The 24183-nt window shown below is 53.5% G+C and carries 22 protein-coding genes; 12 read left to right on the top strand and 10 right to left on the bottom strand.

Annotation, left to right across the window (positions count from 1 at the left end; genetic code table 11):
• Positions 1–17: 17 nt before the first annotated feature.
• The gene (locus CCY01nite_RS15420; protein ID WP_186831080.1) at positions 18–713 is read left to right on the top strand and encodes a DUF4397 domain-containing protein; all 696 of its coding nucleotides are present in this window, start codon (positions 18–20) and stop codon (positions 711–713) included.
• Positions 714–822: 109 nt separating this feature from the next.
• Positions 823–2013: a pyridoxal phosphate-dependent aminotransferase gene (locus tag CCY01nite_RS15415; protein ID WP_146863437.1), complete on the top strand. Its 1191-nt coding sequence runs from the start codon at positions 823–825 to the stop codon at positions 2011–2013.
• 90 nt (positions 2014–2103) lie between these two features.
• Here CCY01nite_RS15415 and CCY01nite_RS15410 read toward each other — a convergent pair whose 3' ends face one another.
• The 8 genes from CCY01nite_RS15410 to nusB form a co-directional block, all read right to left on the bottom strand.
• Positions 2104–3708: a RagB/SusD family nutrient uptake outer membrane protein gene (locus CCY01nite_RS15410; protein ID WP_146863435.1), complete on the bottom strand. Its 1605-nt coding sequence runs from the start codon at positions 3706–3708 to the stop codon at positions 2104–2106.
• A gap of 18 nt (positions 3709–3726) precedes the next feature.
• A complete protein-coding gene (locus tag CCY01nite_RS15405) occupies positions 3727–6939 on the bottom strand; it encodes a SusC/RagA family TonB-linked outer membrane protein (protein ID WP_186831079.1) in 3213 nt (1070 codons plus the stop codon).
• A gap of 22 nt (positions 6940–6961) precedes the next feature.
• Entirely contained in the window at positions 6962–7903 is a 942-nt protein-coding gene (locus tag CCY01nite_RS15400) for a FecR family protein (RefSeq protein ID WP_146863429.1), read from the bottom strand.
• 80 nt (positions 7904–7983) lie between these two features.
• Complete coding sequence (locus tag CCY01nite_RS15395) at positions 7984–8535, bottom strand: RNA polymerase sigma factor (protein WP_146863426.1); 552 nt, start codon at positions 8533–8535, stop codon at positions 7984–7986.
• Between the two features lie 92 nt (positions 8536–8627).
• A complete protein-coding gene (coaE, locus tag CCY01nite_RS15390; RefSeq protein WP_146863423.1) occupies positions 8628–9221 on the bottom strand; it encodes a dephospho-CoA kinase in 594 nt (197 codons plus the stop codon).
• A 71-nt stretch (positions 9222–9292) separates the two neighbouring features.
• Positions 9293–9616 (bottom strand): preprotein translocase subunit YajC, encoded by a 324-nt coding sequence (yajC, locus tag CCY01nite_RS15385; protein WP_246129947.1) that lies wholly within the window; start codon positions 9614–9616, stop codon positions 9293–9295.
• A 61-nt stretch (positions 9617–9677) separates the two neighbouring features.
• Positions 9678–10121 carry a DUF1573 domain-containing protein gene (locus CCY01nite_RS15380; RefSeq protein ID WP_146863417.1) on the bottom strand — a complete coding sequence of 148 codons (444 nt, stop codon included), beginning with the start codon at positions 10119–10121 and terminating at the stop codon, positions 9678–9680.
• Positions 10122–10147: 26 nt separating this feature from the next.
• Positions 10148–11044: a transcription antitermination factor NusB gene (nusB, locus tag CCY01nite_RS15375; RefSeq protein ID WP_246129946.1), complete on the bottom strand. Its 897-nt coding sequence runs from the start codon at positions 11042–11044 to the stop codon at positions 10148–10150.
• Between the two features lie 366 nt (positions 11045–11410).
• Between nusB and CCY01nite_RS15370 the strand changes: the two genes are divergently transcribed.
• From CCY01nite_RS15370 to CCY01nite_RS15345, 6 genes are all read left to right on the top strand, one after another.
• The gene (locus CCY01nite_RS15370) at positions 11411–11692 is read left to right on the top strand and encodes a co-chaperone GroES (protein ID WP_146863411.1); all 282 of its coding nucleotides are present in this window, start codon (positions 11411–11413) and stop codon (positions 11690–11692) included.
• A gap of 40 nt (positions 11693–11732) precedes the next feature.
• Complete coding sequence (gene groL / locus CCY01nite_RS15365) at positions 11733–13367, top strand: chaperonin GroEL (protein WP_146863408.1); 1635 nt, start codon at positions 11733–11735, stop codon at positions 13365–13367.
• 208 nt (positions 13368–13575) lie between these two features.
• Complete coding sequence (locus CCY01nite_RS15360) at positions 13576–14085, top strand: FKBP-type peptidyl-prolyl cis-trans isomerase (protein WP_186831078.1); 510 nt, start codon at positions 13576–13578, stop codon at positions 14083–14085.
• Between the two features lie 18 nt (positions 14086–14103).
• Positions 14104–14604 carry an FKBP-type peptidyl-prolyl cis-trans isomerase gene (locus tag CCY01nite_RS15355; RefSeq protein ID WP_146863402.1) on the top strand — a complete coding sequence of 167 codons (501 nt, stop codon included), beginning with the start codon at positions 14104–14106 and terminating at the stop codon, positions 14602–14604.
• Between the two features lie 91 nt (positions 14605–14695).
• Positions 14696–16117: an L-serine ammonia-lyase gene (locus tag CCY01nite_RS15350; protein WP_146863399.1), complete on the top strand. Its 1422-nt coding sequence runs from the start codon at positions 14696–14698 to the stop codon at positions 16115–16117.
• Between the two features lie 183 nt (positions 16118–16300).
• Positions 16301–16825, top strand: a complete 525-nt coding sequence (locus CCY01nite_RS15345; protein WP_146863396.1) for a DUF7935 family protein — start codon at positions 16301–16303, stop codon at positions 16823–16825.
• On the opposite strand, the gene CCY01nite_RS15340 is transcribed toward CCY01nite_RS15345, so the two are convergent.
• Positions 16826–17728, bottom strand: a complete 903-nt coding sequence (locus tag CCY01nite_RS15340) for a M23 family metallopeptidase (protein WP_146863393.1) — start codon at positions 17726–17728, stop codon at positions 16826–16828.
• 55 nt (positions 17729–17783) lie between these two features.
• Here CCY01nite_RS15340 and CCY01nite_RS15335 point away from each other — a divergent pair, with 55 nt between their 5' ends.
• Both CCY01nite_RS15335 and CCY01nite_RS15330 read left to right on the top strand, forming a co-directional pair.
• Complete coding sequence (locus tag CCY01nite_RS15335; RefSeq protein ID WP_146863390.1) at positions 17784–19331, top strand: acyl-CoA mutase large subunit family protein; 1548 nt, start codon at positions 17784–17786, stop codon at positions 19329–19331.
• 29 nt (positions 19332–19360) lie between these two features.
• A complete protein-coding gene (locus CCY01nite_RS15330) occupies positions 19361–20254 on the top strand; it encodes a methyltransferase domain-containing protein (RefSeq protein ID WP_146863387.1) in 894 nt (297 codons plus the stop codon).
• Positions 20255–20295: 41 nt separating this feature from the next.
• Here CCY01nite_RS15330 and CCY01nite_RS15325 read toward each other — a convergent pair whose 3' ends face one another.
• Positions 20296–22467 carry a S46 family peptidase gene (locus CCY01nite_RS15325; protein WP_146863384.1) on the bottom strand — a complete coding sequence of 724 codons (2172 nt, stop codon included), beginning with the start codon at positions 22465–22467 and terminating at the stop codon, positions 20296–20298.
• 105 nt (positions 22468–22572) lie between these two features.
• Between CCY01nite_RS15325 and CCY01nite_RS15320 the strand changes: the two genes are divergently transcribed.
• Both CCY01nite_RS15320 and CCY01nite_RS15315 read left to right on the top strand, forming a co-directional pair.
• Complete coding sequence (locus CCY01nite_RS15320) at positions 22573–23154, top strand: RNA polymerase sigma factor (RefSeq protein ID WP_146863381.1); 582 nt, start codon at positions 22573–22575, stop codon at positions 23152–23154.
• A gap of 46 nt (positions 23155–23200) precedes the next feature.
• Positions 23201–24166 (top strand): FecR family protein, encoded by a 966-nt coding sequence (locus CCY01nite_RS15315; protein WP_146863378.1) that lies wholly within the window; start codon positions 23201–23203, stop codon positions 24164–24166.
• Positions 24167–24183: the final 17 nt, after the last annotated feature.

The raw sequence follows: 24183 nt of genomic DNA, 5'->3' as shown, positions 1-24183 counted from the left end.
TCAATAAAAAAGAGAGCATGGTAACAAAGAAAAACCGTATCTGGGCAATGCTTGCATTGGTAGTGGCCATCAGCGGCCTGGCTTCATGTCTGAAGAACGAATCGACACCACAGAAACCCTACACTACACTGGTATTCTTTAGTGCAGCCCCCGTGTCTTATTCAACTGACATCTGGGTGAATGGCGCAAAAGCAGCATCTAATTTAACATACGCCACAGGCGGCGGTATCAACGCCGATCCGGGAAGCCTCAAAATAGATTTCAAGCGCAGCTCCGGCGACAGCCTGCTCGCTACCACTACCGCCAGCTATGATACCATGGGCTACTACACGCACTTTCTGTACGGTACCTCCCCCCTCGATGTATATACGATCGACGAATCACTGACCTTCGCTGATATCAGCACCACCAAGTCTAACGTCCGTTTCTTCCATATGAGCGCAGACGTAGGGCCGGTTGATTTCTACATCAATACCAACAAGGTTTCTCCCAGCCGTTATTATAACGACTTCCAGGGCGGCATGTACGACGAGTTCATGGCGGTAGATCCCAATACAGCTACCATCACCGTGAAAGCGGCCGGCACCGATTCCACGATCGCTGTCAAAAATGATGTACAGCTTGCACAGGGATATCCGCACACCATTGTACTGACCGGCATCAGCGCCAATACCGGTGATTTCAAACCGAAGATCACGGTGCTGAACCACTAATTTTTTTTCATCACTATAAGGACAGGTCCCGGGCTCACAAGGTCCGGGACCTTTTTTTGACTTTTTTGCAGTAGGTTTGCCGCGGTCAACCCAGGAAAAATTATAGCATATGCAACTAGCAGAAAGATTAACGCGCATCTCTGTGCCGCAAACCATCAGGATGGCAAAGCTAAGCCGCGAGCTGAAAGCACAGGGAATAGACATTGTGGACCTCAGCATCGGCGAGCCCGATTTTGATACGCCCGCACATATCCGCGAAGCCGCCAAGAAGGCGATCGATGAAGGCTTTACACATTATACGCCCGTAGCCGGTTATGCGGACCTGAAAGCCGCCGTAGCATATAAACTGAAAAGGGACAACGGGCTGGAATACAGTCCCGAGCAGATCGTTGTATCCACCGGCGCGAAGCAAAGCATCGCCAACGCTGTGCTGAGCATTGTGAATCCCGGCGACGAGGTGATCATTCCCACACCCTACTGGGTCACTTATTCCGAGCTGGTGAAGCTCTGCCAGGGCGTCGTGAAATTCGTGCCCTGTGGCATCGAGAATAACTACAAGATCACGCCCGCACAACTGGAAGCCGCCATCACTCCCCGTACGCGGCTGTTCATGTTCTCCTCTCCCTGCAATCCCACCGGCTCCGTGTATTCCCGCGAAGAGCTGGAAGGACTGGCGGCCGTGTTTGAAAAACATCCGGATATCTTCATCATCTCCGACGAGATCTATGAATACATCAATTATGTAGGGCCGCATGAAAGCATCGCCAGCTTCGGCAGCCTGAAAGACCGCACCATCATCATCAACGGCCTTAGCAAAGGCTTCGCAATGACCGGCTGGCGCCTCGGCTACCTGGCCGCTCCGCTGGAGATCGCGAAGGCCAGCGACATGATCCAGAGCCAGTTCACTTCCGCCACCTGCTCCATCTCGCAACGCTGCGCCATCACAGCGCTACGCGGAGAGCTGGATGCCACAAATGAAATGGTCGCTGCTTTCCGTGACCGCCGGGCTTTTATCTACAAAGCATTGCAGGAGATCCCCGGCCTGAAGGTCAATGAACCGGACGGCGCATTTTATATGTTCCCGAATGTGAGCGCTTTCTTTGGTAGATCTTATGAGGACAGCCACATCGCGAATGCGGACGATCTCTGCATGTATCTGCTGCACAAAGCCAATGTGTCCGTTGTAACGGGCGGAGCCTTTCAGCAGCCGGAATGCATCCGTATTTCCTATGCTACCGGCATGCCGCGGATCGAGGAGGGTATGAAGCGAATGAAGGAATGGTTGGGGAAATTGCAATAGCAATAAGCAAACAGGTGCGGCATTGCAACCGCCCATCTTGTATAAAACAAAACAGGGCTGTCCGTTATTTTCCGGCCAGCCCTGTTTTCATTAATTATATCCCGGGTTCTGGTCCAGCTTCGGGTTCAATGACCTTTCGCTGGTAGGGATCGGGTAGATCCTTTTATTCACATCGTTATCCGTTTTAAAGCCCCAGCTGTCTTCAAATTTTCCGAAACGGATGAGGTCGTTGCGGCGCCAGGTTTCCCATGCCAGCTCGCGGGCGCGTTCATCCAGCATATCGTCCAGCGTAACATTGCCCAGCTCCGGCGCTTTGGCGCGGGCGCGTATTTTGTTCACCAGCAGCAGCGCGGTCTGCAACTCGCCGTTCACCGCTGTGGGAGCGGCGCCACGGAGGATGGCTTCCGCTTTCATCAGCATGATGTCCGCCAGGCGGAACACCGGCACGTCGTTGTTGGAATGTCTTTCCTGCGGGTTCGCGTTCTTGTCGGGGAAATACTTGATGGAGCGCACGCCGCGTGCTTTCCCAAGTTCGTCATTGCCTACGTCCATCGTTGCCTCGCGTATAAGCGGCATTTCGGGGAAAAATTCCAGGTGCCATTGAATCTCCGCATTCGGATTGGGACCGTTGTATGAATTGTCCAGCGCCTTGTTGGTAGTGCGGATCAGGATAGGGTCGCCGTTGGCCTCATACTGCTTTCCTGCCAGCCAGGTGTTGTTCCGTTCATCATCCGGCAGGTTGAACTTCGCGTAGAAGGATGCAATGGTGCTTTGCGCGATACTGGGCCTGAAAGGCAGATCGTATTTATCCACCAGCGCGGGATGCAGGCCGAAGCGGGAGAACTGGTTGCCGAATATCTGGTTGGCATCGTAAGGCACCGCAAAGATCGTTTCGGTGATCTGCGGGCCGTTATCGGGCATGAAGATAGCGGCAAAAGATGCTTCCAGCTTATACCCTCCCTTTGCCAGGATGCTGTCCGCCATCGCTACGGCTTGTGTATTCATGGGCGTACCGATATAATACGCGGCGTTCAGGTACATTTTGGTGAGGATGGCGAAGGCGAGCCATTTGGTGGGGCGGCCGTAGGTGAATGCGCCTGTTTCGGCGCTCAGGCCGGGGATGGCAGCTTTCAGTTCTGTTTCGATGAAGGTGAAAACTTCCGCGCGGGTTTTCTGTTCGGGCGGTTCGCTGCTGCCCCATTCCGTAACGATGGGAATATTCGCGTACAGGTCCATCATAAAGAAATGAAACAGCGCGCGCATCGTGCGCATCTCGGCGATAGCCGTGGTCTTGGCCGCGCTTTCCGGCGCCGGTTCAAACAGGCGCATGATGCGGTTGGTGGTGTTGATGCCACCAAAGCCCCACTCCCACACACCTTTTACATTGGTATGGTCCGGGTTCCACTCATGCTTGTGCAGTACGCGGTACTGGCCGCCGTCGTCATAGTTACCGTCGCGCGCGGGGATGATGGCTTCGTCCGTTGAAAATTCCTGCATCCGCCAGTAGTCCACCGCGAAGCGGGAGGCCAGCTGCGTGTATACGGGACCGGTAGCCGCAATGAAACCTTCCTCCGTTGTGGGAAAGTTCTCCTCGGTGTACACGGATTCTATGGGAACGTCCAGGTTCGTACAGGCGCTGAAGGCGGAAACGGCCAGCAGAACGGACAATCGGATGCTATTTTTTATATGTAACATATCAGATGGTGTTAATGGTTAGAAGGTCATATTCACGCCGAGCAGGAACGATCTTGTTTTCGGGTAGAAGTTGTTATTATCGATGCCCGGTTCAAGGCCGCCGAGGTTGATCTCGGGGTCAATGCCGCTGTAGCTGGTGATCACAAAAAGATTGTTGGCGGACACATAGAAGCGCAGCCTGCGCACGGACCCGCTCTTCAACGGCACGGTATAACCCAGTGTGGCATTGTCCATCCGCAGGTAGTTTCCGCTCTCCATGTACCTGTCGGAGAGGAAATAAGCCTTGTCGTCCATCGCCGATTCCTGCAGCGTAAATACCGGGATGTTGTGGATGGCCGCGTCACTGGGACTGTTCAGGTTCGCGAGTGTGGCGTTCAGTATCTTGTTACCGGAAACACCACGCAGGAAAAAGTTGAAATCAAAATCGCCGTAGGTGAAGCTGTTGTTCCATCCGTAGGAAAGCTTTGGCTGCGCGCTGCCGGCGTAGAGGAAATCGTCGGAAGTAGGTGATACGGTAAGCGTTCCGTCGTTTTTCAGGAATTGTGATACGCCATCATCATTCTTGCCCATGTATCTCCAGATATAGAACGAGCCTACCGGCTGGCCTTCCACCACTTTCTGCGAAGTGTTGCCGGATTGCCCCTTGCCGCCGAGTACCGCTGTGGGAATGGAAGTCAACGTGAATTTATCGTTGGATAATGATTCGATGTTGTTCCTGTTATGCGCGAAATTCACGGCGGTGGTCCAGGTGAATTTCCGGTTCCTTACCGGCATGGCGTTGATCTGTATTTCTATGCCCTTGTTGCTCATTTTGCCGGCGTTGGCGATCAGCTCGTTCAGGAAATATTGCGTGGTGGGCACGCTGTATTCCCAAATGAGGTCAGACGTACGTTTGTCGTAAAAATCAATGGAGCCGCCGATGCGGTTGTTGAGAATGGAGAAGTCCAGCCCGATGTTCGCCATGCCGGTGCTTTCCCATTTCAGGTCGGGATTGGCATTTTGTGTGGGGCCGATGGAATTGGCGAGGCCGCCGTTGTAATAGAATTTGCCGGTGGTATTGTAGAGCAGTACGGCGGTGAATGCGCCGAAGCCCAGCGCATTACCCGTCACGCCATAACCCGCGCGCAGCTTCAGGTCATCCAGCCATTCAGCTTCCTTCAGGAAAGGCTCCTGCTTGATCCGCCATCCGGCAGACACCGCCGGAAATACGCCCCAGCGGTTGTTGACGCCGAATACGGAGGAACCATCACGGCGGGCGGACACCTGTAACAAATATTTATCGGCATACACATAATTCGCACGTGCGTAGAATGAAATGAAACGATATACATCGATGCTGGAGCTGCCCCAGTCGGGAATTACGCCCACCGGCAGATTGCCCACGCCGAGGTTGTTATAGCTCAGCGCATCGGATACAAAACCCTGGTTGGAGGATTGGAAACCGTCGTTGCGGCGGTCTTCCTGCCAGGAGTAGCCCGCCAGCAGCTTCAGGTTGTGGCGGCCGAAGGTTTTATCATAATTGAAGTACGTTTCCAGTATTTTTTTGGTGTTGCTGAACGCGCCGCGGGTGGCTTTGCCGTTGAGTTGCTGGGCGAGCGCAGAGGCGTGATTGTAATACACATCGCGGTTGATCTGCTCGTCCTGCATGGAAGCATTCACCGTGTAATTCAATCCTGGCAATACTTGCAGCTCCGCGCGGATATTCCCTAACAATATCTTCGTTTTGGTGCGGTCCTCATTGTTATCGATCAGCGAAACCGGATTGTAATAATCCCTTGTAGCTGTAAAGTCTTCCTTATACGTGCCGTCCGGGTTTTTAATGTTGACGGTAGGCATGTACAGCAGCATGTTCTGGAACACCAACTGGGGAATGCGGTGTTGCGTGGAGATGCTGTTGCTCAATGCCAGGTTAACTTTCAGCTTGTCATTAAACGCTCTTTGCTCGAGGCTGGCTCTAACGTTGATGCGTTCCAGTGAAGAACCTTTCATGATGCCTTCATTGCTCAGGTAGTTGATGCTCGCATCATACACCGTATTCCCCGCTCCGCCGCCGAGGGAAATGTTGTGGTTGTGCGACACGCCGTTGCGGGTCACTTCCTTTTGCCAGTCGGTGTTCGCGCCATCATCGTACGCGGGGTTCAGGCTTTTGCCGTTATCGTCCAGCCATTTGCGCAGCTGATCGCCGGTGAGCATTTCAATGCGGTTGGATACCTGTTCCAGCGCGGCGTATGCGTTATAGCTGACCCATTTCTGTCCTTCCTTCGCCCTTCGGGTAGTGACCATGATCACACCGTTGGCGGCGCGGGCGCCGTAGATGGCAGTGGAGGATGCATCTTTCAATACGTCGATGGATACGATATCATTCATCGAAACGAGTTGAATGGAAGCGCCGGGCACACCGTCGATCACGTAAAAGGGTTCCTGCGCTTCGCCGCTGCGCAAAGTGGACGGGCCTCTGAGCATGACGGCCGGCGTTCCGTTGGGATCGCCGCTGCGGGTGATATTGAGGCCGGGCACCTTTCCCTGCAGCAATTGTTCGGGAGAGGAAAATACGCCCTGGTTGAAATCCTTTTCCGTTACGTGGCTTACGGCGCCGGTGAGGTTGTCTTTTTTCGTTTCGCCATATCCTACCACCACTACGCTGCTGAGCATGCTGGCATCCGCTTTGAGGCGAAGCGCCAGCTCCCTGCGGCCGGCCAGCGGCATCAGCGCATTTTTGTAACCGATATAACTTAACAGCAACGTGTCCGTAGCCGGGTCCGCATTCAATACAAACGCACCCGCATCGTCCGTTGTGGCGCCGGAAGAAGTGCCTTTCACCTGCACGCTCACGCCCGGCAGCGCAATACCGCTTTCGGCGTCCGTAACGGAGCCTTTCACCGGCACCCGTTGCTTTTCGGGGGCTTTGATAATGATCACGCCTTCTTTTTCTGTAAACTCCAGGCCGGTGCGTTTCAGCAGATCGCGCAGCACGGCTTCCACCGTCTGGTTACTATAAGTTGCCTCTTCCACCTGGAATTTCTCCAGCAGGGCCGCGTTGTACATGATATCGATACCCGCCTGCGTCTGCAATTGCTTCAGCGCCGCGGCAAGCGGGCCTTTCTTTACCTGCAGCGCGGTAACGGTCTGTTTTACCTGCTGCGCGGAAACATCCTGTACTATGAAGCACATGGAGCATAGCAAAACTGCGAAGGTCAGCAGCCTGCGTGATAATGTAGTGATCGTGTTCATATGATAAGCGTTAAAGGATAAATTATTGTACGAGGTATTGCTGGTCTGATTGCCGGACGAACCGGATGCTGTTGCCGGTGATCTCGCGGAGCACATTCATCACCTGTTCCGGCTTCATCTTCATGTTGAGGGAGCCGCTGATCACCACGGGCTGCGGATGTTCCAGCGTGAACCGCACCGGGTAATAATTTTCCAGCATATGCAGCACCTCCGCGAGCGGCGTGTTATCGAAATTGAGGCGGTTGTTCTTCCAGCCTTCCGCCGCTTCGGGGTTGAAAGTGCCCGTAGCCACGGCTCCCCCGCTGCGGTCGTACCGGATCGTTTGCCCGGCGGATAGCAGTCCCAGTACATTCCCGCTGCGCGTTACTTTGATCTTTCCCGTATTCACGGCAATGTTCAGCGCCGGCAGATTGCGGTAGGCCCTGACATTGAAGGATGTGCCGAGCACGGCCACCTGCAGGCTGTCCACCGCCACGGTGAACTGGTGCGATGCATCCGGCATTACATCAAAAAACGCTTCTCCCGATACCAGCACGATGTTGCGCAGGTGGGCGTATTGCTCGGGGTATTGCAGTTCGGAATTGGGGCCGAGCCAGATGCGGGAGCTGTCCGGCAGCAGGATCATTTTCTGTTCTCCCAGGCCGGTGCGGAACACCTGGTAAACGGGCTTCGGCGAAGGGGATTGAAGGCGCAGCAACAGGTACCCGCCGAGCAGCACGGACACTACTGCCGCGGCAATGCCGGCCGGTTTCCACCAGACGGTGCCGCCGAGGGTCCGTTTGCGGATTGCCTTCAGCATTTTCTTTCGCAGCAGCTCTTTTTCCTGTGGCGATAGTTGTTTGCCGGTGTGGCTGCTTTCGGCAGCGAGGGAGTCCAGCCATTGCGCTACCAGCGTTTCATCTGCCGGGGTGGCGTTGCCACGCAGGTAACGGTCTATTAATTTTTCTACAGCGGAACGGATCAAGGTGGTCGTTTATTGGAAAGTTCCACAACCTTGCCTTTTTAACTATCCGGAGGGCGTTCTTAACAGTTTGGTAATACGGATCAGATGAGCATTAACAATTTGTGAATGATAGGCAATGCTTTACGATGGGCGTTGCTGAGCTGGTTGCGCACCGTTTGCTCCGCGGTGCCGTTGCGCAGCGCGATCTCGCGGATGCTCAGCTCTTCAAAGTAATAACACTGGAACACTTCTTTTTCCTTGGCGGGGAGGGCGTGCAGGTCTTCCTGCAGCTGGGAAAGGATATCTTTATGGATCAGGGTGTTAAGGGTCAGCTCGGAGCGCAGCTCCCCGTGGAGGATAAATTTTTCGAGATGCTTCTGCTTCAGGCCGTCGTCACGGAATTTACGGAGGATCTTCTTGCGCGTAGCGCTGAAAAGGTAGATGCGGATATGCGTGCTGATCTCCAGGTACTCCCTTCTCTCCCACAGTTCTACAAAGAGGTCCTGGATCAGGTCCTGCGCATCTTCTTCGCTTCCGAGAATGCGCAGGGTGTACTGGTAAAGCGCCTCCCAATAAGTATTGAAAAGCTCTTCAAACGCATCAAAATGCCCTTCGCGGAAACGGTTCACGAGGCTGTCTTGCATCAGGGTCATATATCTGTTTAATAACGTGGTTAAAGGTATAAGATGCAGCAGACAGAAAAATGCCCTTTCAAAAAAGTTTGCACAGGCTTAACATAGCCGCCCTATTGCTTTGCGACGGCCAGGAACTGCTGGTGCAGCGCCAGCACCTGCGGGATGACCATTTGCTGCTCATCGTTATAGATCACATAGTCGGCCAGCTTCATCTTGATCCTGTCATCGATCTGCTTGTGCATCCGGGCGAGCACATCATTGCGGGATACATGGTCCCGTTTCATAACGCGGTGGATGCGGAGCGCCTCGGGGGCATATACGCTGATCACGCTGTCTACATGATGAAAAGATGCTGTTTCGAACATCAGCGCGGCTTCCTTGATCACGTAGGGGCTTTTCTGCCGGGCGGCCCAGTTCTCCGAATCGCGGATGGTGGCGGGATGCACCAGGGAATTCAATACGGCCAACTGCTCCTTGTCATTGAAAACGATACCGGATATGAACTTGCGGTGAAGGGTGCCGTCTCCCAAATATGCCTCCGGCCCGAAATGCGCCTTTATCTGCTCTACCAACTGGGGATCTTTTACCATGATCTCTTTGGCCGCGTCATCCGCTGAATATACCGGAATACCCAATAACCTGAAAACCCTGGCGACCGTACTCTTTCCCGAACCTATGCCGCCGGTGATGCCGATGATGTACATTGAACTAAAATAAATAAAAAACGGGGCTTCATCAGATGAAACCCCGTTTTTTATTTTCAGGCAACTAGTCCTTATTTCGTTTCCGCTGCTTTCGCAACAGCATTGGTGTATTCCATGCTTACGGCGGAACGTTCGATCGTGAAGAAAGTACCGGGACTTACTTCGATCTGAAGGGTGTTGTTCTCGTTGATCTTTTTTACTTTACCGTGGATGCCGGCGATGGTCACTATCTTGTCGCCTTCTCTCAGGTTATCGATGAATTGCTTTTGCTGTTTGGCCTTTTTGGTCTGTGGGCGGATCATGAAGAGCCACATTACCAGGATCATACCGCCGAAGAACAGCAGGGACCCCATCCCGCCAAAACCACCTTGACCACCGCCTTGCTGAGGCGTCATTAATAATACGTTTAATAAGTTGTACATCGTATGTTGTTTGTTGTTTGAACGAATAAAGTTACTATTTCTTTACGATCGTGCACTGGATCTTTGGGCCGTTCACCGAGGGAGGATTGGTATTGGCCTGGATGTAAAGCTCCTTTTCCGTGTATCCTTCGGGCCTTCCCCGGCTGTCGAACCGCACCTTCATGTAAGCGCTTTCGCCCGGTTTGATGGGCTTTTCCGGCCATTCGGGCACCGTGCAGCCGCAACTGGCTTCCGCTTTGGTGATCAGCAGGTCTTTGTTGCCGGTATTGGTAAATTTAAAGGAATATTCCACTACCTCACCTTCCACGACGTTCCCAAAGTTATGGGATTCTTTTTCAAAAGTGATGACCGGGTACAGGCGGGCGGAGTCGGAAACTTCGGCGCCGGCGGCCTGCCCGCTGCCGGGTTCTTTCGCATTGTTGTTACAGGCGGCGAGCACCGCGGCGAACAACAATAATAAAGACAGGAATGATTTCATGATCAGGAATATTTTATGGTGACTGATTATTTGCGGGTACGGTCTGTTTTCTGCACCTGGTTGGTCTGCACAAGGTCCTTGAGGATATTGTCCAGTATGCCGTTCACGAACTGCCCGCTCTGCGGCGTGCTGTAGGCTTTCGCCAGGTCGATGTACTCGTTGATGGTCACCTTGGTAGGGATGGTCGGGAAATACAGGAATTCGCAAACGCCCATTTCCATCAGCAGCATATCAATGGCGGCGATACGCTCGGGGTCCCAGTTCTGCAGCTTGGGCCGGATCAGCTCCATGCAGTAATCTTTTTTATCGATCACGGTGAGCAGCAGTTCCTTCGCATAGTCCAGCTTCTCCCGGCTGATAAGCTGAAGGAAGTTGAAAAGCTGTGGTTTGGACAGGTAGTTGCCTACCAGGATGCCCATCATGTCCTCATCATCCCCCCAGTGCAGGAAGCTGTCTTCCATATGCTGGCGGAACAGCTCGTTCTTTTCAAGGATCTCCTTATAAATATATTCGATGATCTGTTTTTCGGAAGATTTGCTGCGGGAGGGCTCGCTGATATAGGTTTTATAGATCTCGCTTTCCGTGAGCTGGTAGTACAGCTTGCGGATCAGCTCGGGATCTTCCTGCCGGCGGAGCTTCCAGCTGTCCAGGTTCACCTGGAACCCCTTGTCCCCCAGCACCTGGAATACAAAGTCGTTCCCCGCAATCTTGGTGTTCACCGCCAGATCCGCCGCGGAGGGCAGATGCTTGGAGGCCCGGGCCTGCGCGTCTGTTTCCGCATATTGCGCCACGCGGGCGATGGAATACAGCAAATATGTGAATATCTGGCAGGTCTGGTCCAATTTCTCATTCAGCAAACTGGTGGCGGTTCCCGGTTTCAGGGCGCCCTGCTCCATGGTGTCCATGGCATACAGCGTTTGCATAACTTTTACCCGGATGTTTCTTCTACTGATCATGTACGCTAAGGAAAATGGCCGCAAATCTACTGTTTTAGGGGGACTTTTTAAAAAATAGTTCCGGGAAAGGCATCTTCTGGTCCCCCCAACATGATCAGGCCGGGTCAGATACTTCCGGCCTGACAACTTTGAAACCGGGTATTTTCCGCGCCAAACGGCAGTTTCTCCCAAAAACTGCCATCTCAAAATGAAAAAATGTCATTTCTTGACAGTCCCTCATAACTTTACTTATCTTTGCTTCCTGAAAATTTGACCCGAACGAGCGGTTGGCATAATCTTCGTTAACGGAAAAACCATCATTTTTCAACTTACCTTTTTAAAAATAGATTCAAAATGGCTAAAAAATTAAGTATTAAACCTCTGGCAGACAGGGTGATCGTAAAACCCGCAGCAGCAGAAGAAAAAACCTCTGGTGGTATCATCATCCCCGATACCGCTAAAGAAAAACCTCAACGTGGTACTGTGGTAGCGGCCGGTCCGGGTAAAAAAGACGAGCCCACCACCGTGAAAGTTGGCGACACCGTTCTGTATGGCAAATACTCCGGCCAGGAAATCCCCTTCGAAGGTGAAGAATATCTGATCATGCGTGAATCAGACATTCTGGCTATCATCTAATTAATTATTCCACTCAAAAGACAAGAAAACAATTACCATTATGGCAAAGCAAATATTCTTTAATACAGACGCCCGCAACAAAATGAAGAAAGGCGTTGACACCCTGGCAGATGCCGTTAAAGTAACCCTCGGCCCCAAAGGCCGCAACGTGGTGATCGAAAAGAAATTCGGCGCACCCAGCGTAACAAAGGACGGTGTTACTGTAGCTAAAGAAATTGAACTGGAAGACGCTATCGAGAACATGGGCGCCCAGATGGTGAAGGAAGTTGCTTCCAAAACCGCTGACATCGCCGGCGACGGTACCACCACCGCCACTGTGCTCGCTCAGGCGATCATCGGAGAAGGTCTCAAGAACGTAGCCGCAGGCGCTAACCCGATGGACCTGAAACGCGGTATCGACAAAGCGGTGAAAGCCGTTGTGGAGAACCTGAAAAAACAATCCGAAAAAGTTGGCAGCGATACCAAAAAGATCGAGCAGGTAGCTTCCATCTCCGCTAATAACGACAGCGAGATCGGTAAACTGATCGCTGAAGCGATGCGCAAAGTAACCAAAGACGGCGTGATCACCGTTGAAGAAGCGAAAGGCACCGAAACCACCGTAGAAGTGGTAGAAGGCATGCAGTTCGACCGCGGTTACCTCTCCCCCTACTTCATCACCAACAGCGAAAAAATGCAGGCCGAGCTGCAGAACCCCTACATCCTGATCTACGACAAAAAGATCAGCACCATGAAGGACATTCTGCACATCCTGGAGAAAGTAGCACAGCAGGGCGCTCCCCTCGTGATCATCTCCGAAGACCTGGAAGGCGAAGCACTGGCCACCCTCGTGGTGAACAAGCTGCGCGGCACCCTGAAAGTGGCTGCTGTAAAAGCCCCCGGCTTTGGCGACCGCAGAAAGGAAATGCTGCAGGACATCGCTACCCTCACCGCAGGCATCGTGGTAAGCGAAGAACAAGGTTATAAACTGGAGAATGCCGACCTGACTTACCTCGGCCGCGCTGAATCCGTGATCATCGATAAAGACAATACCACCGTTGTTGGCGGTAAAGGCGGTAAAAAAGACATCCAGGCACGTATCGGCCAGATCAAATCACAGATCGAAGTAACTACTTCCGATTACGACCGTGAGAAGCTGCAGGAACGCCTGGCGAAACTGAGCGGCGGTGTTGCCGTACTGTACGTAGGTGCTGCCACTGAAGTGGAAATGAAAGAAAAGAAAGACCGCGTGGACGACGCCCTGCACGCTACCCGCGCTGCCGTTGAAGAAGGTATCGTAGCCGGTGGTGGCGTAGCATTCATCCGCTCCATCGAAGGTCTCGAAAAGCTGAAAGGCGACAACGAAGACGAGCAGACCGGTATCGCCATCGTGAAACGCGCGATCGAAGAGCCGCTGCGCCAGATCACCGCTAACGCAGGCATCGAAGGTTCCATCGTGGTACAGAAAGTGAAAGAAGGCAAAGGCGACTTTGGCTTCAACGCCCGCACGGAAGTGTATGAAAAAATGCTGTCCGCCGGTGTGATCGATCCTACCAAAGTAACCCGCATCGCCCTGGAAAACGCCGCATCCATCGCTGGTATGCTGCTGACCACAGAATGCGTGATCGCTGACAAACCGGAACCCAAATCCGCAGCTCCCGCAATGCCGGGCGGCCACGGAATGGGCATGGATTATTAATCCTCCCGGCTCAGCCAAAATATCAGAGGGTGTCTCGAAAATAAGAGGCACCCTCTTCTTATTCGGGGTACCTGATGGATACAGGTAGCCGTTTAAACGATTCCCGGGCCTGCATTTTAATTTGGGAACATCCTCCATTTTTTCCTGTAACTTTCCACGCGGGTATCGCGTTTAACTGTTGTATTTTTGACAAATGCCTGCTGTTCGTATGATGATCAAACGTCTCTTTTTTTCCGGTCTTGCTATACTGGCCATCGCCATACTGCCAAGTTCCTGTCTCAAAAAGGATGACCCCGCGGCCGATTTTTTTGAGACTGTGCAGAATGATACACAGACCATCCGCGCCTACCTGCGCGCCAAAGCCAGGGATTCCGGCATTATCATCCACCCCAGCGGCCTCGTTTACAAAGTACTGGAACCCGGTAACGGCGTAGATACCATCCGCCTGGACCAGACGCCCACCGTTATCTTCAAACGCATGCTGCTGTGGGACGACCGGGTGCTCGAATCGTCCCAGAACCTTCCCACCGACTTCGACGGGCGCAAGCTCAAAGACCATATTGCCGGCTGGCAGATCGGCCTGCGCCTCATCAGCAAAGGCGGCCACATCCTGCTGTATATCCCTTCCAGCCTCGCTTTTGGGAAAACAGGCATCCCGGGCACCATCCCGCCCTCCGCCATCCTCGTCTGCGACGTAAAACTGATCGACTTTAAATAAACACCTTAAATATTCGTAATGAAGAGACACTACTTTGGGCTATTGGGCCTGCTGGCAGTTATGATGATGTTCGCAGCATGTAAGAAAGACAAAAAGGAGGAACCGCATGATCCGGTGAAACAGGCCGCCATCGATGAACAGCTGATACAAAAATATATTGCGGACAGCAGCATCACCGGCACGCTGAAAGACGATACCAGCGGGCTGCACTACAAGATACTGGCACACGGCACCACGCCGAACGATACGATCACGCTGGAAGACCGGATGAACATCACCTATACCGGCAAGCTGCTCAACGGCAATGTGTTTGACAGCGGCGAAAATACCACCTTGCGGGAAGCCCGCCTGAAAGGACTGATCAAAGGCTGGCAGATCGGCCTGCGCAAAATCGCCAAAGGCGATAAGGTGCTGCTGCTGATCCCGTCCGGACTTGGCTACGGCAACAGCAGCTCGGGTTCCATTCCGGCCAATTCGGTACTCGTATTCGAGGTCACGCTCAACAATTTCTATTTTTAAAGGGAATTATCATCCCATTATCATAATCGGCCCTGCCCTCAACCGGCAGGGTTTATTTTTTCTTTACCTTCACCGGTAAATCATTTTCATTGTGCCACACGAGTGCATTTCAGTATTTGACATCTTCAAGATCGGCGTAGGACCATCCAGCTCACACACCCTGGGTCCCTGGCGCGCGGCCATGCGTTTCATCGATGAACTGGGCGATCAGCTGCCCGAAGTAACGGCGCTCACCGTATTGCTCTACGGCTCGCTGGCGAAGACAGGCCACGGCCACGGCACCGATATCGCCGTGCTGCTCGGCCTTTCCGGCGATGATCCCGTAACGTTCGATGTAAACCAGATCACACCGAAGATCGACGGTATCCGCCGCGACAGGAAGCTGGTGCTGAACGGACAGCATACCATCGGATTTGATCCCGTTACGGACATTGAATTTCTTTTTGAAGAATCGCTGCCCTTCCATCCCAATGCGCTGACTTTCCTCGTTACCCTGCGTAACGGCGAACAGCTGGCCGCCACCTACTACTCCATCGGCGGCGGTTTTGTGGTGAAGGAAGGAGAGCTCAACAGTCAGCAGCACAGCGTGGAACTGCCCTTTCCCGTGGATACCGCGCGGCAGTTACTGCAATGGTGCATCAAAACAGGCTTTTCCATTTCTGAACTGGTGATGGAAAACGAGCAGGCATGGCGCAGCGAGGCCGCCACCAAAGAAGGCGTGCTGAAAATATGGCAGGTAATGCAGGAATGCATTTACCGCGGCTGCCACACCACGGGGGAACTGCCCGGCGGCCTGAAAGTGGGGCGCAGAGCGGCAGCCCTCAATAAAAAACTCCTGAAAGGACGCACGTATACCGATTATAATTCCTGGATCATGGCCATCCGCGACGGCGGACAGCATTTTTCGTATACGCTGGACTGGGTGAGCTGCTTTGCCCTGGCCGTCAACGAAGAGAACGCCTCCTTCGGCCGTGTGGTCACCGCGCCCACCAACGGCGCCGCCGGTGTAATACCCGCCGTGCTGCAATATTACATTGCGTTTTGTGACGGGCTGGATGAAGACCGCATCATACAATTCATGCTTACCGCTTCCGAGATCGGCAGCATCTTCAAGAAACGCGCTACCATCTCCGCCGCCATGGGAGGCTGTCAGGCCGAAATAGGCGTATCGTCCGCCATGGCCGCTGCCGCGCTCACCGAATGCCTCGGCGGATCACAAAGACAGGTGCTCATGGCCGCGGAAATCGCCATGGAACACCATCTTGGCCTTACCTGCGACCCCATCGGTGGACTGGTGCAGGTGCCCTGCATTGAACGCAATACCATGGGCGCCATTAAAGCCATCACTGCCAGCCAGCTCGCCCTGCAAAGCAATCCCGAGCTGGCTAAAGTATCGCTGGACGCTGTGGTGAAAACCATGTGGGACACTGCGCTGGACATGAATTCCAAATACAAGGAAACCTCCGACGGCGGCCTTGCCGTGAACATCCCCATCAGCCTGCCGGAATGCTGACAGCGTTCGAAAAAGTTCGGCCTGCCGGATGCTGACAGCGTTCGAAAAGTTCTGACCTGCCGGATGCTGGCAGTGCCCCGAAAAATTCCGCCTGCCGCATCAGCATCCCGCTAAAATTTCTATCAACAGTTACAAATAATAAAATACTTTTATATATTTGCGACTGTAAAAACGCTTTAATTTATGACCAGTCAGGATTGGTTGTTTATCATACTCGGAGCCGGCGCGGTAGTGCTGGTGATCTGGACGTTGAAAGATTCATTGAAGAAAACGGACAAAACGGACGCTGCCGCCACGCCGCCCGCCGCCGACCCGCGCAATGTGGTGCTGCCCCTGCAGTTGCAGGCATATGAAAGGATCGTGCTGTTCGTGGAACGCATATCTCCGCAAAACCTGATCAGCCGCGTTAACCAGCCCGGGTTCACCGTGCTGGACATGCAGCTCAGCATGGTGTCGAGCATCAAATCAGAATATGATCATAACGTATCCCAGCAGATCTACGTATCGCAGCAAGCCTGGGAAGCTGTGAAAACGGTGAAAGAACAAACCATTTCGATCGTCAACCAGATAGCGCTGAAACTCCCGCCAGACGCACCTTCCATCGAACTGAACAAGCAGATACTGGAACTGTTCATGCAGCAAAGGGAATCTCCGGTGGATATTGCCGCAGAGATCATCAACGCAGAAGCGAAGAAGCTGATGAAATGATCACAGGTCTTTCTTTTTGATCACCTCATTCAACAGATATCCCTTTCCGTTAAAAAGTATATACAAGGGCGTGGACCGGTACCAGGCCTTTCCATTTTCTTTCTTATGCACCTGTATGTGCAGATGCGGCTCGCTGCTGAACCCTGAATTTCCCACGCGGCCCAGCGGCTGTCCAACCGTTATCACATCCCCCTCCTTCACCATCACGCTGTTTTGCTTCATATGCCCCATAAATACGGTGTAAGTATCCGTTTCGATGACCACCATGTTCGTATTTTTCGGCCCGCGGTCCATATTCGGGGGAATGTTGTCGGGATTGCTGCTGTGGGCGCGCACGACGGTACCGCTGCAGGGGCTGTAAATCGTATCCCCGAAAATCGCGTAGTCTTCCAGGTTGCGGGAGAACACGGTATTGGCGCGGTTACCGAAATCGTTCAGCTTCACGATGTCCATTGCATAGATAGCGCCGCGCAGGCTGAAATGGAACAGGTTGGTAGGCAACCCCTTGCCGCCCTGTATCACGAAATAACGCCCCTTCTTCAATGGAAAATCCAGTTCCACCTTCTCCGGCACGCCGGTGGTGCCGGTGAAATACAGCACGCAGCAGGTGCCGAAAAAAACGATCAGCAATATTTTGTACAGTGGGTTGGTGGCGCGGGCCACGGGCTTGCGCGTCCACAGGAAATACAGCGCCAGCAAGAGGTACAGCCCGCCGAAAACATACTTTGCATAAATGCTGAGGAAAACCCAGGTGCCGTAAAGGTAGATGAACAGGCAAAGGGAAAACGACATCAGCGCCGTTAACATACCGTCCCGCAACGGTTTTCTGCATGCTTTCCTTAACAGGAAAATGCTCAGCACGCCAGCTCCGATCGTAATGGCCAGTAACAAGTAGGTGATCATAAACCAGTCAACAAATTTTATCGCAATTTATCGTTTTTAGAGTAACATTGTGCCTATGGAAAAGAAGATCAGGACCGATTCGGACATTGAAATCCGGCCCTTGTACACCAACCCTTTGCCGATGACGGAAATGCCCGGCGTTTTCCCTTTTACCCGCGGCATTCACGCTTCCATGTACCGGGACAAGCTGTGGACGATGCGGCAGTACGCGGGCTTCAGCACGGCGGAGGAATCCAACAAACGTTACCACTACCTGCTCAGCCAGGGCGTGATGGGCCTTAGCGTGGCATTTGACCTGCCTACGCAGATCGGGTACGATTCGGATCATCCGATGGCGGAAGGTGAAGTGGGAAAAGTGGGCGTGGCCATCGATTCGCTGGAAGATATGGAGGTGCTGTTCTCCGGCATCGACCTGGAAAAAGTATCTACTTCCATGACCATCAACGCCACCGGCTTCATCCTGCTGGCGCTGTACATTGCGCTGGCTAAAAAACAGGGCGCGGACCTGCAAAAGATCTCCGGCACGATCCAGAACGATATTCTCAAGGAATACGCCGCCCGCGGCACTTTCATCTACCCGCCACAGCCTTCCATGCGGCTGATCACGGATATTTTTGATTATTGCAGCCGCGAAGTGCCGAAATGGAACACCATTTCCATCAGCGGCTATCATATCCGCGAAGCGGGCGCCAATGCGGTACAGGAGCTGGCATTCACGCTGTCTAACGGCAAAGCCTATCTGAAAGCGGCGCTGGAAAAGGGGCTGGACATCAACATATTCGCCAAAAGGCTGAGCTTTTTCTTCAACGCGCATAACCACCTCTTCGAGGAGGTAGCCAAATTCCGCGCCGCCCGCCGGATGTGGGCGCAGATCACCAAAGACCTCGGCGCCACCGATCCCAAGGCGCAAATGCTGCGCTTCCACACACAGACCGGCGGCAGTACGCTCACCGCGCAACAGCCGCACAACAACATCGTAAGGGTGGCCGTACAAACGTTGGCGGCTACACTGGGCGGCACGCAATCCCTGCATACCAACGGGTACGACGAAGCGATCTCCCTGCCCACCGAGGCCGCGGCCCGCATCGCCCTGCGCACGCAGCAGATCATCGGTTATGAAAGCGGCATCGCCGATACGGTAGACCCGCTGGCCGGCTCCTTCTATGTGGAAGCCCTGACCAGTGAAGTGGAAACCCTCGCCTGGGAGCTGATCGGGAAGATCGATGCCATGGGCGGCGCCGTCAGCGCCATTGAACAGGGATTCGTGCAGGACGAGATCGCGAAGAACGCCTATCAATACCAGCAGGAGATCGAGAACGGCGAAAAGATCATCGTCGGCGTCAACAAATTTACCGTACAGGAAGAAGCCTCCGCGGAGGTATTCCGGATAGACGACAGCATCCGCATACTGCAATCTGAAAAACTGCAATCGCTCCGCGCGCGCAGGGACAACGGCAAAGTAAACGCCCTGCTTGCAACACTACAGGACAAGGCAAAGACAACGGAGAACCTGATGCCGCTGGTAGTGGAAGCCGTGGAAAATTATTGCACCCTCGGAGAGATCGCGGACGCCCTGCGAAAGGTATGGGGAGAGTATCGTTAAATGATTATCTTGCAGCTTTTAATTCCCGCATGAATCTTATTCATTACCAACATTGTCCCATTTGCGGATCAGCCAATATCCGCCAGCAGCTTACGGCAAAAGACCATACCGTATCCGGCGAAACATTCAGCATATGGGAATGCGATGCCTGTACCGGCAGGTTCACGCAGGACATACCGGACATCCGCCATATCGGCGGATATTACCAGTCGGCGGACTACATCTCGCATTCTGAAACACGCGAAGGGCTTATCAACAGGCTGTACCACAGCGTGCGCAAGATCACCATGCGCTCCAAGCAGAACTGGGTAAAATCCGCTTCCGGCGTAAAGCAGGGCAAGCTGCTGGACATCGGCAGCGGTTCCGGCGCCTTCCTCCATTATATGCAGCAGCTCGGATGGGAAGTGACCGGCCTGGAACCCGATGCCGGCGCGCGGGACAATGCCCGGAAACTATACAACCTCGAAACCTTCTCTGTGGAAGAGCTGTTCAAACTCGAAGCCGCGCAATTCGACTGCATCACCATGTGGCACGTGCTGGAGCATGTGCACGACCTGCACGGCTATCTCGACCAGATCCACAAACTCCTCAAACCCGGCGGCGCACTGCTCATTGCCGTACCCAACTATACTTCCACCGACGCGCGCATTTATGGCAGCCACTGGGCCGCATACGATGTGCCGCGGCATCTCTACCACTTCTCTCCCGCTTCCATGGAAGCGTTATTGCGGCAGCACCGGCTGAGCATTGTGCAGAAACATCCGATGGTGTTCGATGCGTTTTACGTGAGCCTGCTGAGCGAAAAATACCGCTCCGGCGGCATGCTGAAAGCCGGCTGGAACGGGCTGCGGTCTTACTGGAAGGCCTGGCGGCATGTGGACAAATGCAGTTCCATTGTGTATGAATGCAAGCAAACGAATTAGGCATAAAAAAAAGCGGGTGACACAACATCACCCGCTTTTTTTTATGCTGCTTTCTTTCGCAATTGCGTGGAGGTCTTTTTCCTTTTCGGATGCACCAGCTTCATTTCATCCACCAGATGCTTAGCGCCGGCAAACTTGTCGATAAGGAACAGCACATACCGGATATCTACCATGATGTTGCGGCAGATAGACGCATCGTAGTTGATATCGCTCATGGTGCCTTCCCAGGTACGGTCGAAATTCAGGCCGATAAGATTGCCGTAGGCATCCAGCGCCGGGCTGCCGGAGTTGCCGCCGGTAGTATGGTTGGAGGCGATGAAGCATACCGGCATTTTGCCTTTGGCGCCATATGGACCGTAATCTTTTTGCTCGTAGAGGGTGCGGAGTTTTTCCGGCACGTCAAACTCGTAATCACCGGGCTTGTATTTTTCCATGACGCCGTCCAGCGTAGTAGAGATGCCATATTCCACGGCATCGCGCGGCGTGTAGCCGTTCACTTTACCGTAGGTAATGCGCAGCGTACTGTTGGCATCGGGATAAAAGCGGCGGCCTTTCAGCACGTCCATCTGCGCCTGCATATAAGCGCGTTGTAAACGGGCCATATCGGGCAGGAAAGCGCTGTAGGGGTCGCTGACATGTTCCACATATCCATTCCGCAGGCCGATCAGCAAGCGCGTGGCGGGATCTGTCCATACCTCCCGCGATACCGTATCAAAAGGCCGGTTAAAGAACGCCGACAGCTTTTCGAATGATGTGAAAGCGGACTGGCTGTACATCTTCGTGGCAGTGGTCTTCCCGTCTTTATTCGTTTCCATCCAGATCTGATAAGCCTCTCCGCCAATTTTATTTGACGGCACTTCTTTAAAATAGATGTCCAGCAATGCGGTGGCTACTTCGCGGTCTACGTTGTTGTTATAGTTTTTGTAGAGGGATTCCATTTTTTCCAGGTACTGCTGCTTCAATGTTTCATATTCCTCTTTTGCATTTGGCTGCTGCAGCATGGTGATGGCGTCATCCGCAAAATCCAGCATTTCCACATTTCTTATCAGCTCCTGGTAGTAATCGCGCGCTACGGCGAACGGCGCGGATGCTTTGTACAGGCTGTTCAGTGAATCGAGCACGCTGCGCTGCGCCGGGGTGGCCAGCTGGCGGAAGCGTTCTTCATATTTGAGTTTCCGGTCGATGCCGCCGGTGCTGCGGACGCCCTGCATCTCGCCGATCCATTTTTTCCAGGCGTTGGCGGTGCTGGCGAATTTGGCGGCATACTGTATTTTGATCTGCTCGTCTTTCCGCATGAACCCGTCGATCACCTTGAGGGCGGCATCGCGCATGCCTACCTTTGCGGGGTCCTGACCCTCTACTGTGAGCTTCAGCGCCTCCGAGGGCAGGTACTCACTGGTGCGGCCCGGAAAACCGAATACCATGGTAAAATCGTTCTCCGCAACACCATCCAGCGAAATGGGCAGGAAGTGTTTGGGATTCAGCGGCACGTTGTCTTTCGAGTATTCGGCAGGCTTGTTGTCCTTGCCGGCATAAATACGGAAAAGGGAAAAGTCCCCGGTATGGCGCGGCCACATCCAGTTATCCGTATCGGCGCCGAACTTCCCGATGGAAGAAGGCGGCGCCCCCACGAGGCGGATGTCCTTATAGGTTTCCGTCACGAACAGGAAATACTGGTTGCCTTCAAAGAAAGGCTTGATCACTACATCCTGGTAGGTTTCCTTTTTAAGTCCGCTACGGATCGTTTGAAGATTTTTGTCGATCACCGACTGCCGTTCACGCTCCGTCATCTGTGCGGTAACGCCTTGCAGCGCCTGTTTGGTGACACTTTCAATACGCACGATGAACGTGGCGAACAGTCCCGGATTGGGCAGCTCTTCGCCGCGGTTGCGGGACCAGAAGCCGTTTTCCAGGTAATTGTTTTGTACGGAGGAATGTTTCTGTATGGAGCTGTAGCCGCAGTGATGGTTGGTGAGCAGCAAGCCCTGCGAGGAAATGATCTCCCCGGTGCAAAATCCCCCGAAGCTCACGATCGCATCTTTCAGGCTGCCTTTGTTCACGCTATAGATATCCGCCGCGCTGATCTTCATGCCCATGCCTTTCATTTCCTTTTCATTGAGGTTGGTGAGCAGATGGGGAAGCCACATGCCTTCCGTGGCGGCGGCAGAAAAGTGGATCAGGAAAAGCGCTGCCAGCAGTAAATATTTCCTCATAAGTAAGATTGTCTTTAGTGTCATCAAAACGGCAATTTAGGGAAATAACAGATGTTAATACTCATTTAATATTAACCCATTACATTTGCCTAAGATACTTCCACTATGGCTTTGCATCAGGGTCGGTTTTCTCATACGCAACGGCAGGCCGCTTTTGAAGCTGCGGTGATCAGCTATTGGGATAAGCTGCTGGGCATCGCCACGGCCAAGACCAACCGCAATGACGCGCCGGACGTTGTGCAGGACGTGTTCCTTTCTTTATGGGAAAAATGGGAGGAAGCCCCGAAAGGCGAATCCCTCGAATATTACCTGCTGCATGCCCTGAAGCTCCGCATCTATAACTATTACCGCACCACCAGCCGCTACCAGGCGCATCTCAGAACGCTGGAACAGATGCTGCAGGAAACGCTCGAAGTGGTTTTCATCCGGGAAGACATGCAGACCCTCCGCGAATCATTCCTGGACGAGGCGCTGGAAACCCTCTCACCTTCCCAGCGGCAGCTGTTCCTGCTGCGCACCCGGCACCAGTATTCTTACCGGAAGATAGCGCAACTCCTTAATATTGAGCCCGCTTCAGCGCGGGTGCTGTATGCCCGGGCGCTGCAGCAGGTGAAATCGTATATCCACTCCAACCCCGCCCTGGCCGCCCGGTTAATGTCCACCATCATCTTGTTTACAATTCCTTAATCTGTTCCGGGTTAACATTTTTGCTCCGCCGGGTATTCTTCAATAGATGGAACCACAAAAATACCCCGGGGCAAAAGCCCTCCTGGAAAAATTTCATGCCGGCAAATGCACGCCCGAAGAGCTGGCTTTGCTGGACGAATGGTATGAGAGCCTGGGCAAAGAGCATGCGGACGGCCTCTCTACCGGTGAAGCCACCGCCATGCGGGAAGCCTTCCTCAACAGCTTCCGCGGTAACCTGCCGCAAAGCAGGGTCTTCTGGCTGTTCCGGCCCGCCGTGAAGCGGATGCTTGCCGCATCTGTGGTATTGACGGCCGGGCTGGCCGTTGCCTGGATATATGCCCGCCGCACGCCGCCTGCTCCATCCGAAAAAAATACCCTGCTCGTACAAAACGGCTCGGGCGCCATCAAAAAGGTCATCCTGCCCGATAGTTCCGAAGTGTGGCTGAACGCCAATGCTTCTCTTCGCTGGGAAGAAGACCCCGCAAAGCAGGAACGGCACCTCGCGCTTACCGGCGAAGGTTTTTTTGATGTGCAGAACGATAGCCGCCGGCCCTTTATCATTCATACGAGGGACCTCACGATCCGCGTGCTCGGCACCACCTTCAGCGTGGAAGCCTACCCCGGCGAAAAAATGAGCCGCGTATCTCTCCTTAGCGGAAAGGTACAGGTCCATGCCAAAGCGGACAACACGGTCGGCGCCATTCTCCGGCCCGGTTACGCCGCGAAGTACACGCCCGGAGATACCGGCTTGCTGGTAGCCGAAGAAGATATGAAACTGGCTACCACCTGGAAAGAAGGAGGATTTACAGCCTCCGGCCTTTCCGTACACGACGCCATGGTGCGCCTTTGCGAAAAGAACGGATACAGCGTGCGTTGGATGAATAAAAAAGATATAGAGAAAAATATCACGGTGGCCTTCCCTCCGCAAAGTTTTGAAAAAATGCTCGGCAACCTGTGCTATATGAATCACAAACGGTTCAGCATTTCCGGGAAGCAGGTAACTATTTATTAATACGCAGGGCCCCTGAA

It is taken from the genome of Chitinophaga cymbidii, assembly GCF_007992715.1.
Lineage (GTDB): Bacteria > Bacteroidota > Bacteroidia > Chitinophagales > Chitinophagaceae > Chitinophaga > Chitinophaga cymbidii.
Note: the sequence above shows the minus strand (reverse complement) of the source record. Positions and strands in the feature narration are given on the sequence as shown.